This window comes from Calditrichota bacterium (assembly GCA_013152715.1).
Taxonomy (GTDB): Bacteria; Zhuqueibacterota; Zhuqueibacteria; order Thermofontimicrobiales; family Thermofontimicrobiaceae; genus 4484-87.
Genome location: JAADFU010000047.1, coordinates 1 through 14,824, shown reverse-complemented (window position 1 = coordinate 14,824; position 14,824 = coordinate 1). Strand labels below are relative to the sequence as shown.

Below are 14,824 nucleotides of genomic sequence, written 5' to 3'. Positions count from 1 at the left end.
TCATTTTTTTCTCTGTGTCCTCGGTGCCTCTGCGGCGAGATCCAAACTCACTTTTCAGTAAAAGAAACCGTAATCCCCAGATTCACTCTTCTGCCAATGTCCCAACCGCTCGGATCACTCAATTCGCCGCCGATTCTGCCATCCGAGGCGATCCAGAGCACATTGTATTTATCCAGCAGATTGCGAACGTCGAGATAGGTCGAAACTGTGATGCCGGATCTAAGCTGCCAATTTCTGACAATTTTCACATCGACGTAAGACTGGTAGCGCATTCGGGCATTGTTGGGTTTCATCTGGATATTCAAATCGGGAACGTAGCCGGTACGCGACGGAAAATAGGTGTAAGGTCTGGGAGAATTCCAGCGCCAGAGCAAATTCATGCTAATTTTATCCGGCGTTCCGAGAGAGATTTCCGTCACCAGCGTGTGGCGCTGATCCCAGGAGAGATAAAATTCTTCATTGGGCACGGAAAATCCCCAGATGAAATAATTCATTCCCTGATTCGTGCTGCCGCTCAACCCTCTGGCGTGCATGTAGGAATAACTCACTTTCCCGGAAAAATGATGACTGTATCTTTTTTGCAAAACAATCTCAAATCCGTCAGAGCTGCCGCCGGCGAGATTGACGTATTGATTGTAGCCATCATCTTCCGCTTTACTGTCCGAGGCTAAAAACGTCTTTGTGTCCACCAGACCGGAAATGTCTTTATTGAAATAAGTGAAAGAGAGCAGCCAGTTATTCCAGAATGTATGCTTGTAGCTTACCTCGATGGCTTTTGTCTTTTCAGGTTTCAGATCAGGATTCCCGTACAGCGCTTTGACGCCTTTTTTAAGATTAAAATTCAAGCCCGTGAACATGTAATCGAACATGGGAATTTGAAAGAAAAATCCGTAATTGATAAAAATGAAATCATCTTTTGTAATGGGAAAAGAAAATCCAATGCGCGGACTCCATTGCGATTTCAGCGACGCCGGCGCCCAGCCGTTAATTTGCTGTTGGTAATCTTCATTGCTCACCGGAATCCATTCCACCAGCGGCCTCTGCGCTCGGGGATCGAGAAAATCGTAACGCAGTCCCAGATTCATCACCACAATGTCGTTATCGATTTTATTTTGCAAATAAAATGAACCGCGATAAGGGCGGTAATGATAGTAACTGTTAAAATTCAACAGTTCTGCGTCCAGCAGCGGCTTGCCCCAGAACGATTTTTGCGGTTCGTATTTGACGAGATCGTTTTCCAGATCGAAATACTGAAACTCAAACCCGGCTTTGAACTGAGCAATGGGATGATACTGCGATGTGAAATCTCCCTTGGCGAGATAATTGATTTCTTTAGTGTCCTGCCACCAGAGACGATTGCCGGAAAATACAAAATAATACCACGGTAATTCGTACTGGTAAGGCGCCATATTTTCGACCTGGTCTTTCTGCCACTTCTTCATTTCTTTGTGAATCTGATAGCGACTGAATTGCAGCGTGTAAAATGTCCGCGACGAAAGTGTGTGCGTGAACGATGCGCTCAGCCGCAGCGATCGACTTGCCAGAGGCGGCAGGCCGTTCAAATTGTAACGCCAGCGGTATTCGTATTGCCGGGAAAAATTATCTGAAAAAATCGCCTGCGTAATTAATTTGACATTATTGCTCAAGCGAAAATTGATTTTTCCCACGACATTGACATTTCTCTTCATGGGCGGGTTAAAATATTTTTTCAAATCCTGCCACCAGCGCGTATCGGAAATGCGTACATTCGAAGACAGAAAATAGCCGATTTTATCGCCAAAAACAGGGCCGGAAGTCATCAATTCAAGTTCGGATTTATGATTTGATTTTTCGTAACCCGCGTGGTCACCCACAGCACGCAAGAAAAATTCCCGATTTGTACCGCCCTGTTTGGTGACGATATTGATTACTCCGGACATGGCGTTGCCGTATTCCGCGTTGAAACCGCCGGTCTGAATGGTCATCTCCGCGATTGACTGCTGCGGCAATTGCGAGGCAGCGCCTCCCTGAATATTTTCCTGAATCGGCAGCCCATCCACGAGATACAAAACTTCCGTAGTTCTGCCGCCGCGAATGTGCAGATCGGACGTGACGCCGGGCTGCAAAGAAATGACATCAAGATAGGAATCGACCGGCAGTTCGGTGATTTTTTTTGCACTCACCGCGTGCATGGTCCCTGTGATGTCTTTTTGAATCAGAGGTCGCTCAGCAGTTACGACAATTTCCTTTCCCAGATCAACTGCGACTTCGGACATTTGAATGTCAAGCTCTGTTTTCACGTCCATGATAATACGAACATTATCAACAAGATAGGGCTGGTATCCAATCATGAGCACTTTTACCTGATAGCGGCCGGCAGGAATGTGGTAAATGACAAATTTGCCCTGCTCATCCGTGGCAGCGCCAAATCTTGTGCCTACGAGCAAAACATTGGCGCCGATCAGCGGCTCTCCCGTAGCTTTGTCCGTCACTTTTCCTTTCAGCAGACCGGTTGTGCCACAAAAAATTTGACCGGAAAAAATGAGAAGAATTAGAATTATTGTAAAGATCTTAATTTTCATCTAAATTTCTTGGCCTTATTTGCTCTGATTTAATGAAAGTCAACAACGGCTAACATACCCTGCCAACGCAAACTGAATGACGTTAAAAATCTGCACTATATTTTTTCAGAAATTACGGCGGCGGCGGACTGGTATTGCACGGCGGATCGTTTGCGATTACAGGCCCCTCGCGACACCAAAATTTTCGGTAAAATCCATCGCCGGGAAAATAGTAATTAATGCGCAATTTGAGGGTATCAGATAAAACCGTGTGATAATTTTTGAAAAGTTGAACTTCTGCCTGGGCATAAATTTCCTTGGGCTCGCTAAAAGCAATCACCGTATCCACCGGCGCCAGATATGTCGTATCGCACTGGCGCATTTGAATGATTTCTTCCGGTTTGGTTCCCGGCACAATTGAATCGTAAAAAACGCACCTCACCCAGAGCGGGTTGAAACTATTGCTCTCGTGAATACTTTTCCCGTGAATATCCTGCTGGTGCCAAACGAGCATGTTTGTATTGAAAAAAATCATCGAATCACCCGGCGCAATGACCATATTACGCTCAAAACTCGTATCCGTGTAAACGACTTGCCCCCGCCACGATTCGGTCTCATCTGCAGGCCAGAGATTGACTTTGATGACGATCCATTTTTTACCTTCCATGGCTTCGTCAAAATCATTCACAATCTTCACGCCAAACGGCACTGTCCATTTTGAACGTTCCATAAACTCGCCTACGGAAAGATATTTTGGCGGCAGACGAAATCGATTCTCATAATGATTTTCCTGAGCAAAATCCAATCTGTTGTCTTCCGTGAAAAGGTGAACTTTTAAAATTTCCACACGCTCGGGGCCCGAAGGGATTTTTTCTTTGCACAACAAAACAGCAAGCAAGAGAAAGAGAAACACTAAATATCGAACTTTGATCATTATTTTTCCCTATATTTCAAACAATTAGCACAAATTCTAATGAAGAATAACAAATTTTCCTTTATCTGCCTTGCCATCAGGCGTTTCCACCACAAACATGTACAACCCATAACTCACTTTCAAATTGCTGAAATTGAGCAAATCCCAAAACTCGTAATCGCTGTACGGATCGTCGTGCTGCAAAACCTGTACGCGCTCACCCGTGGAAGTAAAAATGTGAATAGTACATTTTCCCGGCAGATTGATGAATTGGATTTTTCCTTCGTTACTGTTCAATTCCCAACCGGCGCGGACAATGAGCGGATTGGGTACGACTTTCACCGGCTTTTCCTCAGGTGAATACGCGATTTTCTTTTTTATTGGTTGTGTGGAAATACGAAATTTATCGCCGGTAATAAAGGGCCTTTTTAGCGCGATGTGCGCCACATCTCCCGGTTGAGGAGGAACACTCAACATCCCCTGATAGGTAAAAATCGTCCGTTCCCGAATGATGATGCGCAGGGTGAATTTATTCTTTTCATTGAATTGATCCCAGATATAAATCACGTCGCCACTGGTCCAGGTCGCTTTCATGGAATCGGTGCTATCTGTCTCGGCATCGAAAAAAATGTCCCAGTTGGATTTTTTGTTGAGTACCGTATTCCGGATTTCAAACGGCGCTGTCTTTTTCATATAATGACTGGTGTCCATTTTATCAGTGAAAATAATATCGTACTCGTAGGGATAGGGATCCCAGTTAATTTTCCCGCCAAAAATCGACCACGTGCAATTGGACTTTTCACCGGTCTCTTTTTTGTACCAGAAAGTTTTTTCGTTCAAAACTTCCATATCGTCGTAACGTTTAACATTCAGTTGCAGCCCGTCGAAAATCGGGCCTTCTTCCCCATTGGTCTGCGTCACTTTTGAGAAAAGCAAACTATCTTCTGTATCATCGTAGAGATCGTAAACCGCGTAGCCGTAAGTTGTATCTTCAAAAGCAATCAGATAATTGTGGCCTGTAACAGCCTGCGGATCAAGCACTTTAACCTCGATGGGTCCATTGCCCGAGCTCTCACCGAGGTCAATGATCTCAATTTTTGCTTCTTCGTAATTCGCCGCTGTTAAACCGGGTATTACTTTCACTAAATTGGGCGAAATTTCAGGATCTGTGCCTTTGGGGCATTCATTCAAAGGAGAGGGAGGAAATCCGTCCGGATTCCACTGTTCGCTGTCAATAATTCCGTGGTCATAAGCGCACACGCTATACCAGTAAGTCACGCCATTGGTCACTGTCGAATCGGTCCAGGTGTGGAACAAACCAGTGTCATCTCCCAATTTTTGAAACGGATAAACATTTTCATAACCTGAAATATCATTATCCAGATCGCATTCTGCCACTGGAATAAAACCAATTAATTTCCTGTCATGATCAAAAATCTTTTCACCCCAATCATTGTATTTTGGATCAACTGTCGTGCGATAAATTCTGTAGCCCTCGAAATCTTTGTATCCGGTAATGAAATCCTCCGCTTCCTCCGCAGAACTATCCCAGTAGAGCGTTACTTTGCCATCACCAGGAACTGCTCTCACTTGAGGAGGCGGAGGTCCCAGCGAACGATTGTAGCCATGATCCACAATTTTCCGCGCTATTTTTGCGCTCACCAATAATTTTTCAGGAGTATCCGCCACTAAAATGCCAAAAACAAAATGCAATGTGTCGCCGCTCGCCCAATTCAGGGGGCCGCAAGACAACAGATCATAGACTAACCAAACAGATCCCCTGTTTAACCAGTAGTTTTTCCTTTGAATACGTGAAGAACAATCAAAATTTGGATCCAGGCTGTCATTTTCATCTTTAAAAAAAATCATGTCATCAATCAAATCATGATTGACGTCAGTCGTGTCGCCCGATAACAATTTGTACTGCAATTTTTTAATATCATCGTAAGCAAAGCAGTTATAATCTATAAAATGCCATCCTGTCAGGCCCAATTGTTCGCCCTCATCCTCATCAATCAGACCGTCGCCGTCGTTGTCCATTCCATCGTTTTGCGCGAGAGGGGTTTTCAGAAATTGTACACCGAAAACTTTGGCGTCGTTATCGGGATCGCCGTAAACAGTATTATAATTGTAACTCAAATTATACGGAAAATTTTCATCACCATACGCGTCGCTATTTTTAGAGTACCTCGTCTTTAATCCGTCGTAATGAGGTCTGCGCTGGGTTGTCCAGTAATAGGGATTGTCCGATTCGTAATAAATTCCCAGATAGACATCATGGTAATCCCACTGGCTGATATTGATAATTTCCAGATCATAAATAATCATGTTCGCAATATAACCTTCCTGAAATCCGCTAATTTGAGCGTGCACTTCCGCACCGATAGGATATCCTTTGGCGCGGTAAAATTCTAAACTCGCATCTCCGTTTCCTGGCATCTCTCTTACTCTGTCTTCAAAAGTCAAAAAGACATCTTGATCGCCCAAAAACTCGCCCTCCAACGGCTTGCCAGTGTACGGGTCTGTTCGCCATTTTCCGGGCCAAACAGGTAGCCCGGTGAAAGAACTTTTCGGAAAAGTTTTTGGAATGGTACTTGTCGGTGCCAGGAAAAAATCGAAATCGCCGCTACTACGATAGATTTCAGAATAGGAAACCGCATCGGTGTAAAAAATCCCTTTTGTGCCGGGAATTGAAGACCATTCTGTGTTGCCGCTGCCAATGTAGTAATATCCCCCCCATTGGCTTTTAATTAAGGCAAACTCCGTTCCGGTCACTGTAGGCCCCACGGAAACGTAGACGCCTTTTTGCGAATCCCAGGCTTGCGGTGCCCAGGGGCCGTCCGGAATGCCGACCCAGAGATCTAATTTTCCCAAATAGCCATATTTGCCGTACAAAGCGCTAGGCAACTCCGACACAAACTCCGGTGGCGCACAAAACCGACCATCGTTCAAGAAGCCGATTTTTAAATCGGAAACATCAATCACACTGCCAACAGATTCACCGATCTTTTCAGCAGTCAAGCGCTTGAATCTTTTTTTGAGGGATTCTTTATCCACTTGCTGGGAATAGACAAGAAAAGGCAACAAGAAAAGCAAAAGCAAAGTGAACTTTGGCACATCTTTCCTGACTAAAACAGACAAAATTTCTCCAGAAATAATAAATTTCCTTAAATTGACAAATTGATCTTTTAAACATAATAAATTTATTTTTGTAAGTCAATAGAAATTTGGAATTTTTTTTCCAAAAGAAATATTATTTCGATATTTTTTTTCGTTTGCGACGAACGAGCTCACAATATTTATTCTATCCACTGATTTTCACTGATGAACACAGACCTAATTTTCTTAAAATGAAACTTTTAACCGTATAGCTAATTTTTTCGGTTCATCATTTCAAAAAATTATTTCACAAAAACATTCGTGCAAATCCGTGTCCATCCGTGGCTAAACACAATTTTCAATAGCAAATTTCCATAAAACCAAATTATTAAAAAGCTGCCCCACATTCCCTTGACATTTAAAGCGAAAGTTTGTATATTGGAAATAATTTTTCACAAATACAAAAGCACATTTATCCGGAGGGCTCATCAATGAATAGAAAAATTCAAATACTTACACTTTTACTACTCATTATTTCAGTTTCTCTCTTTGCCGGGGAAAAGCGTCCCATCACTGCTGACGATCTCTTTTCAATCGGCAGGGTCAGCGATGTGCAGATTTCTCCGGACGGAAAATATTTATCCTACACCGTGAAATACTATTACATGGAAACAAATAAAAGCAACAGCGACATTTGGCTGGTTCCGGCGAAAGGCGGGGACCCGACTCAGTTGACCAGCAGCCCCAAAGCTGATTTTGGCGCGCGCTGGAGTCCCGACGGCTCGAAAATTGCCTTTGTCTCTACGCGCAACGGCTCGCCACAGATTTTCACCATTTCCGTGAACGGCGGCGAGGCAAAACAACTGAGTCACATTTCCACCGGCGCCAGCGGCATTGTCTGGTCGCCGGACGGAAAGTACATTGCTTTTTCTTCGGAAGTTTACCCCGATTGCAAGACCGACGCCGAAAATCAGGCACGCGAAGAGGCCAAAGCAAAATCTCTGGTGAAAGCCAAAATTATCGAGCGGTTGTTTTTCCGCCACTGGAACCGCTGGACCAATGAGAAACGCTCCCACGTTTTTGTGATGAAAAGCAGCGACGGCGACGCATGGGATGTCACGCCCGGCGATTTTGACTCGCCTCCGCTGGATTTGGGCAGCAGTCAGGATTATGGTTTTTCGCCCGACAGCAAAGAAAGAAATAGCTTTTGTGCGCAATGAGGATCCGGTAGTTGCCATTTCCACCAACAATGATATTTTCGTTACACCAGCAGAAGGCGGAAAAATCACCAAAATTACCGAAAATCCCGCCAATGACAACCAGCCGGTTTACTCTCCTGACGGGAAATATTTGGCTTATCGCGCCATGCGCCACGCCGGATTTGAGGCGGACCAGTACGATTTGATTCTTTTCAACCGCCAGACTCGAGAGAGAAAAAATCTGACGGCGGATTTTGACCGCGATGTGGGCACTTTTCATTTTGACAACAAAGGAAAATTTGTTTACTTCACCGTGCAAAATGAAGGCAGAAGCTGCATTTACCGCATTCCGGTTCGCGGCGGCGAAGTGCAAAAAATTATCACTGACGACTACGTAAAAAGTTTTGCCATTGATCCCAAAGGCAAATATCTCTATTTTGCCAAAGAGGCGATCAACAAACCCACGGAAATTTTCCGTTCAAAAACGAACGGGAAAAATATCACGCAACTCTCTTTCACCAACCGCGACATAGTTTCGCAACTTGAAATGAACGATCTGGAAGATTTCTGGTTTGAGAGTTTTGACGGAAAAAAAATTCACGGCATGTTAGTCAAACCGCCAAAATTTGATGCGGCGAAAAAATATCCGCTGGTTTATCTCATTCACGGCGGTCCTCAGGGCATGTGGTCTGATGATTTCCATTATCGCTGGAATGCGGAAATGTTTGCCGCACCCGGTTACGTTGTCGCTATGGTCAATTTCCGCGGTTCCAAGGGCTACGGCCAGGATTTTTGTAATGCGGTGAGTAAAAATTGGGGCGGCGGACCTTACAAAGATTTGATGGCCGGCGTGGATTATCTGCTGAAGACTTACAATTTCATCGACAAGGAAAAATTAGCAGCAGCCGGCGCTTCCTACGGTGGTTTCATGATTGATTGGATTTGCGGGCACGAACATCCGTTCAAAGTGCTCGTTTCTCACGACGGCGTTTACGATCAGCGTTCCATGTACGGCGCCACCGAAGAGCTCTGGTTTCCGGAATGGGAATTCAATGGCACGCCTTACGAACATCCCGCATTGTACGAAAAATGGTCCCCGTCCAATTTCGCAAAAAATTTCCGGACGCCGACACTGGTAATTCACAGCGAAAATGATTTCCGCGTGCCAGTGACGCAGGGGTTCCAGATGTTCACTGCGCTGCAGCGCAACAAAGTTCCCTCGAAATTGCTCTATTTCCCGGACGAAGATCATTTTGTGTCCAAGCCACAAAATGCCCGTTTGTGGTGGAAAACAGTCCACGAATGGATCGCTGAATGGCTCAATAAATAAGATTAGCAAAGACGTCGTTGTAGGCGCGGCGGCGTCTTTGCTTTATTCGAAAAAAATTCAGGAAGAAAATCATGGTTTCCCGTTCGCAGAAAATCCGATTGGGCATATTTTTGACAACCGCAATAATCATCCTCGTTGTCGCCATCGGAATTATCACTGGCAGTCGCCTGTTGAAAAAACAAGCCGTGTATTACATTCGTTTCAAAGATGTTTCGCTCACCGGACTGGAAGTAGGCTCTTCGGTAAAATATCGCGGCATTCGCATTGGCAGGGTTGACAATATTTACATTGACCCGGACGACATCGCCTCTGTGATTGTGAAAATGAACCTCAACCCGAAAGTTCCCATCAAGGAAAATACTGAAGCAATTTTGACGTTCATTGGCATCACAGGCTTGAAAATGATCGAGTTGAGGGGCGGTACCAACGAAGCGAAAGACCTGCCGCCGGAAAGTTTCATCAAACCAGGCCAGTCTGTGGTAGAGACGATTACTGGCAGAGCGGAAATTATTGCTGAGAAACTCGAGCTTATTTTGAACAATCTGGCAAATTTTACTGCTGCAGGAAATCGCGAGAAATTTTTGGGTTTGATTGAAAATACCAGCCGGGCGCTGAATAATTTCGCTACGCTGCTGGATACCAATCAAACGCACTTGAATAATATAATTGCCAATTTTGACGATATTTCCGGAAATCTGGACACGCTCATTGTGAGCGCCAATTTTGCCGTGAATGACATTCGAAAAATAACACAATCAAACGAGTTAGTCAATACTGTGGGAAATCTGGAAAAGGTAAGCGGTCAACTGGCCGAGGCAGACCTGCGCAAGGTGATCAAAAAAATGGAAGATGCGCTGGAACAGACAAACCGCACATTCACCCATCTGGATTTGACGTTGCTAAAAAGCAGACACGACATTTTAAGCTCAACAGAAATTTTAAGAGAAAGTCTGGAATATTTCAACGAATTCACCAGGTTGATCAGCGAAAATCCGTCGCTGCTGCTTCGCAGTTCACCGCAGAAAGAAATTCGGGAGCGATAATAGCCATGAAGCAAAATCTTTTCAAAATAACCGCCATCGTTTTTGTCGTGTTGCTGGGTAGTTTGCTACCCCGTTGTGCGACAAAATCCATTCAAAGGCAATATTTCATTCTGGACTACAATCCGGTTCCGCGCGATAGCTCTCTGACTCTGAAAAAGCCTCTGCCCTATCGCGTGCTAGTACAGACCATGAAAATTCCCCGTACATTCGACCGCGTGAATATCGTGGTGCGCTACTCATCTCATCGATTGGATTATTATCGCTACCAGCTCTGGGCAATCAGGCCGCAAATTGTCATTTCCGACCTGATCGCGCGCCACATCCAGCGCTATCACATTTTCGAATCCTGCCAACGGGAATTCTTGGATGTCAGACCAGATTACGAAATAGTCGGCTCCATCGAAGCCATCGAGAAATTTGACAATCCAAATTACACGGCTGCGCATCTGGCGATGAAGCTTTACTTGCGAACATTTGATGGCTACGAGCCGGTTTTGACTCATGAATTTGACCGCGTCGAAGAAATGCCGGTTTTTCGCATGGAGCTTTTTGCCAAAAAATTGAGCGATATCGTTCAGGAAGAAACCGATAATTTCATTAGAAAAATAATCAAATATTTCAAAGAGCAAGAAAAAAAGAATCCGGAAAAACAACAACCGTAAAATAGAAATCACACATTCGAAATGGTAAAACAAACTCAGCTACTTCTCATTTTCCTCCTGCTTTTGCCAGCGACGGCGAGATTGCAGCAAAAAGCCTACAACTGGATCGCTCCGCCGCCAAAGGTTCAGCTTGATCAGGAGGGATTGGACGACATCAAAGGTCTGGGCAGACTATTTTTGCCGGCAATGACCAACTCCGATTTTGAACCGGTGTACACGGTAATGCAAGGCGATTCGATTGTCAAAGTAAAAAAAATGGGACGAAGTTTATTTCTGAAGCCGGGCAATTACACCGTTTATTTGGGTTCCGGAAATTTAAACCAAATGATCAAAAAGAATGTCACGCTCCAAGCGGAAGAAACTTTCATTTTGCAGCCGGATTGGTGCGGACTGACGATTCGCATCATCGACGAAGCGAGAAACTGGCTCAAGGAAGCTTACGAAATTTACCGGCTTCCGGAAGGCGAAGCTTTCGGCATTGGCTACGGCGCAGACGAACAATTGGGAGAAAATCCGCAGACGTGGATTCTTCGACCGGGCTTGTACAAAATTGTCAAATTGGGCGAACACGTCAACACTTACCTCAATTTTGCTACTGTGCGTCTGCTTTCTGGCGAACTCACACAGTACACGATCGTGGTAGACAGTGACACGAAAAACTTTATCGGCGCCGGAATTTTGCTTTCGGAGATTAAAAAACCGGGACTTTCGACATGGACAACTTATAGCGCGCTTTATGGGAGTTTTACGCTGAACAGGGCAAACAACGTCACTTCCCAGAACCAACAAACGAGCATGGCTTTTGTGGCGCAATTGGATTACAATATTAAATACAGCACCAATCGACACTTTTTCTTGTCGCGCGGCATCATCGAAGAAGGCTGGAACATGCAACGCAAGCAAAATACGTTCCGCAGCTATCTTGACAATGTGCGCTGGAAAAATACTTACATTTTCTATTTTTTGCCGGGTATCGGATTGTACGGGCGTTTTTTTCTGGAAACCAATTTATTCCAAACAACTTATTACTACGACAAACCGAAGACTATTCTGCTTTACGACGCAGCGGGGAAATTGCACATAAAACATTTGAACGTGGACAAAGTCGATGTCTCGCCCCATTTTTCGCCTCTTGAATTGAAAGAAGGACTGGGGCTCAATCTTTCTTTGATCCGATCCATGCGCGCCAATTTCAATGTTCGCTTTGGCATGGGCTATCGGCAAAACATCAACGCCGAATTGTACATTCAAAGCACGGAAAATGACACGACTTTTTATCAGAAAAATTCCGTTTACCAGCGCGGGCCCGAGGCGTCGCTGCTGGGCAATTACCGTATTTTTCGTAACATGATGATTACATCGGAATTAGACGTACTGGCGCCATCCGGAAAATATGACCGGCTGGTTTACGAATGGGAAAATAATATCAACTATCGTGTGTCCAAAAACATTTCTCTCGATTACACCATTCGTCTCAAACGCGATCCGTCCATTATTTCTTACGTCCAATCAGAACAAATTTTGTTGTTGCGCTATTCATTCATCTTATTTTAAGCCGGAAAATGATTGAAATTAACAGACAAGAAAACACCATTAAACTCAGCGGTGATTTAGCGACCCGCGAAATCAAATCTGCCTGGCGGTTTTTGAAAAAACAATTCGCCGCGATAGCGGAGCCGCGAATATTTCTCGATTTTTCAGAACTAAAATCCATCGACAGCGCCGGCGTGGCGTTTCTCGATGAAATCGTTTCCGTCACTGACAAGAAAATTGAATTCATCAACGTGCCCAAGCAGGTCGAGCGGGCAATTCAGGCATTTTCCACGCAAGAAACGCCGGAACCAGAGCCGCCGCGTTCCCCGATATTTTTTGAACGAATGGGTGATTTCGCAGTTCGAGTCTATCGCAACTCCTACTTGCTCTTGCTGCTCGCCGCGGACATTTTTTACTGGAGCGTCGCGGGAATTTTTCAGCACAAAGGCCAGCGGGAAGGCTCTTTTGTTCAACAGAGCCTGCTCATTGGCGTCAATGCTTTGCTCATTGTGGGGTTGATTTCTTTTCTCATCGGCCTCATTCTGGCGCTGCAATCCGCGGCGCAGCTCAGACAATTTGGCGCCAACATTTTTGTGGCAGACCTGATCGGCATCGCCATGCTGCGAGAAATGGGACCCATCATGACAGCCATCGTTGTCGCCGGAAGAAGCGGCTCTGCCATCGCCGCGGAAATCGCCACCATGGTCGTCACCGAAGAAATGGACGCGCTGAAAACAATGGCGCTCAATCCCATTCGGTTCGTAGTCGTTCCTAAATTTCACGCCATCACCGTCACGCTGCCGCTACTGACCATTTTTTCCGATCTCATCGGAATCATTGGCGGCTTCATCATCGGCTTGACCTACTTGCAATTGAGCGCCGCTGCATTTTTCAACGAATTATTGACCGTGCTCATTTTGAAAGATGTTTTTACCGGACTGATCAAAAGTGTCGTTTTCGCCTGGATCATCCTCATCGTCTCCTGCTACCAGGGTTTGCGCGTCAGTGGCGGCGCCGAAGGTGTGGGCAGAGCAACTACAGCTTCAGTTGTGGCGTCGATTTTCTTTGTCATTGTCGCTGATTCGATTCTGGGTTTGATTTTCTATTTCGGACAACCACTTACTTGAGCAAGGGCTATGGAACCGATTATTCGCGTCAGAGAGCTTGTCGCCAAATATGAAGAAAAAACGATATTGGACAATATCGACGTCGACATTTTTCCCAACGAAATCACAGTCATTTTGGGAAAAAGCGGCTGCGGTAAAACGACCTTGCTGAAAAATATCATCCGCCTCTACCAACCGCATTCGGGAAGAATCGAAATTTTCGGCGAAGATGTTACCTTCATGGAAGAAAAGGAATTCAACAAAATTCTCACGCGAATCGGAATGCTGTTTCAAAACGGCGCGTTGCTGAATTCCATCACCGTGGGCGAAAATATCGCCATTCCGCTGGAGCAGCACACAGACTTGCCCCCTTCCATCATCAGGCGGCTGGTACGAAAAAAACTAAATCTCGTTGACCTGGATCATGCCATGTACCTCTACCCCTCGCAACTGTCCGGAGGCATGCGCAAACGGGCAGCGCTCGCCAGAGCCATTTCCCTGGATCCGACAATTCTTTTCTGCGACGAACCTTCTGCCGGACTCGATCCGGTGACTGCCATTGGACTGGATCGTCTGCTGCTTAAATTGCGCGATTTGCTGAAAATGACGCTGGTGCTGGTCACGCACGAACTTGCCAGCATCCGCCGCATCGCCGACCGCATCATTTTTTTGGATGACGGCCAGGTTCTATTTTACGGCAAATTAGATGAGGCGTTGTCTTCTGACATTCCCGCCATAAAGGAGTTTTTTCATCCGGAGTAATTTTTTCGAATTTTTAAACAGAATCATTCATTGGCCCCAAACCTTTGAAAAACTGGCGCAAACAAATCCGCCAGAGGCGAATGAACATTTGTGGCAAACTACGATTGCAGCCAAACAGAAGCGTGATCGAACGTTGGTTTTGTGAGACAAAATTGTTTACCCCCTTCAGGGTTACATTCGCATTTTCCCGTATTTTCCTACACACGTTGAACGCCTAGGCGTTTGTATCCGTTGGGGGTGTAGCAAAAGCCTTTTGAAACCGCAGAGGACGCAAAGAATATTTTATTGAAAATCAATAAGTTAAAAAACACAAATATCCTTCGTGTCCTTCGTGGTTTTTACTAAATTTTTGACTTCTGGCACAGCACTGTTTAAAAAATGACCTTGCAAAAGACATCCCGCAGTTTCCAAATTGATGAAAAATTAGAGCCAAATTTAAGAGCGAATTCGATCTTTCTTTCCTTGCATTTTAAAAATAATTTCTTATATTTAAATAATCCAAATCAGACGCAGGCTCAAAACCTGCTCCTGATCTCTGCGAACGAAACCGTTGAAAGGTTAGAACGAAAATCAAAGCGAGGAATTCAATGGAATACAAGCAAGTCGCCGTAGTCATGGGCAGTACATCGGATAAGCC

Annotated in this window: 10 protein-coding genes; 7 read left to right on the top strand and 3 right to left on the bottom strand. The window is 45.0% G+C overall.

Translation table 11 applies throughout. The annotated features are described in order from the left end of the window. Positions 1–47: 47 nt before the first annotated feature. From GXO74_04215 to GXO74_04205, 3 genes are all read right to left on the bottom strand, one after another. A complete protein-coding gene (locus GXO74_04215; protein ID NOZ60865.1) occupies positions 48–2,561 on the bottom strand; it encodes a TonB-dependent receptor in 2,514 nt (837 codons plus the stop codon). Positions 2,562–2,673: 112 nt separating this feature from the next. After that, positions 2,674–3,474, bottom strand: a complete 801-nt coding sequence (locus GXO74_04210; protein NOZ60864.1) for a hypothetical protein — start codon at positions 3,472–3,474, stop codon at positions 2,674–2,676. A gap of 36 nt (positions 3,475–3,510) precedes the next feature. Beyond that, positions 3,511–6,594 carry a hypothetical protein gene (locus GXO74_04205; GenBank protein NOZ60863.1) on the bottom strand — a complete coding sequence of 1,028 codons (3,084 nt, stop codon included), beginning with the start codon at positions 6,592–6,594 and terminating at the stop codon, positions 3,511–3,513. A gap of 449 nt (positions 6,595–7,043) precedes the next feature. Here GXO74_04205 and GXO74_04200 point away from each other — a divergent pair, with 449 nt between their 5' ends. From GXO74_04200 to GXO74_04170, 7 genes are all read left to right on the top strand, one after another. Next, entirely contained in the window at positions 7,044–7,772 is a 729-nt protein-coding gene (locus GXO74_04200; protein NOZ60862.1) for a hypothetical protein, read from the top strand. Beyond that, positions 7,723–9,081, top strand: coding sequence for a S9 family peptidase (locus GXO74_04195; GenBank protein NOZ60861.1), 1,359 nt, complete (start codon positions 7,723–7,725; stop codon positions 9,079–9,081). The genes GXO74_04200 and GXO74_04195 overlap by 50 nt, the downstream gene beginning before the upstream one ends. A gap of 71 nt (positions 9,082–9,152) precedes the next feature. Next, a complete protein-coding gene (locus tag GXO74_04190) occupies positions 9,153–10,124 on the top strand; it encodes an MCE family protein (GenBank protein ID NOZ60860.1) in 972 nt (323 codons plus the stop codon). A 5-nt stretch (positions 10,125–10,129) separates the two neighbouring features. Then, positions 10,130–10,786, top strand: a complete 657-nt coding sequence (locus tag GXO74_04185) for a hypothetical protein (GenBank protein ID NOZ60859.1) — start codon at positions 10,130–10,132, stop codon at positions 10,784–10,786. A 21-nt stretch (positions 10,787–10,807) separates the two neighbouring features. Beyond that, positions 10,808–12,340, top strand: a complete 1,533-nt coding sequence (locus GXO74_04180) for a hypothetical protein (protein NOZ60858.1) — start codon at positions 10,808–10,810, stop codon at positions 12,338–12,340. Between the two features lie 8 nt (positions 12,341–12,348). After that, positions 12,349–13,446 (top strand): MlaE family lipid ABC transporter permease subunit, encoded by a 1,098-nt coding sequence (locus GXO74_04175; protein ID NOZ60857.1) that lies wholly within the window; start codon positions 12,349–12,351, stop codon positions 13,444–13,446. A gap of 9 nt (positions 13,447–13,455) precedes the next feature. After that, positions 13,456–14,187, top strand: coding sequence for an ATP-binding cassette domain-containing protein (locus GXO74_04170; protein NOZ60856.1), 732 nt, complete (start codon positions 13,456–13,458; stop codon positions 14,185–14,187). The last annotated feature ends 637 nt before the right edge of the window (positions 14,188–14,824 follow it).